Source organism: Candidatus Pantoea formicae, from assembly GCF_011752625.1.
GTDB classification, from domain to species: Bacteria; Pseudomonadota; Gammaproteobacteria; order Enterobacterales; family Enterobacteriaceae; genus Pantoea; species Pantoea formicae.
Window position 1 is genome coordinate 1 of record NZ_VWXD01000051.1, and the last position, 303, is coordinate 303.

At 55.4% G+C, this 303-nt stretch carries 2 rRNA genes; both read right to left on the reverse strand.

Annotation, left to right across the window (positions count from 1 at the left end):
• Positions 1 to 3 precede the first annotated feature (3 nt).
• A 5S ribosomal RNA gene (rrf, locus tag F3J38_RS27850) occupies positions 4 to 119 on the reverse strand.
• Positions 120 to 222: 103 nt separating this feature from the next.
• Positions 223 to 303, reverse strand: a 23S ribosomal RNA gene (locus F3J38_RS27855); the annotation flags it as partial.

Sequence of the window (303 nt, forward strand, 5' to 3'; positions counted from 1 at the left end):
GATGCCTGGCAGTTCCCTACTCTCGCATGGGGAGGCCCCACACTACCATCGGCGCTACGGCGTTTCACTTCTGAGTTCGGCATGGGGTCAGGTGGGACCACCGCGCTAAAGCCGCCAGGCAAATTCTGTTTATTCACGCCGCCCTCGCAGGCCGCGCAAATCAATCCGTTTGAACAAAGCTGAAAATCTGTTGCGTCTCTCAAAAAACGCCTCTGGCGTTGTAAGGTTAAGCCTCACGGGTCATTAGTACCGGTTAGCTCAATGCATCGCTGCACTTACACATCCGGCCTATCAACGTCGTCG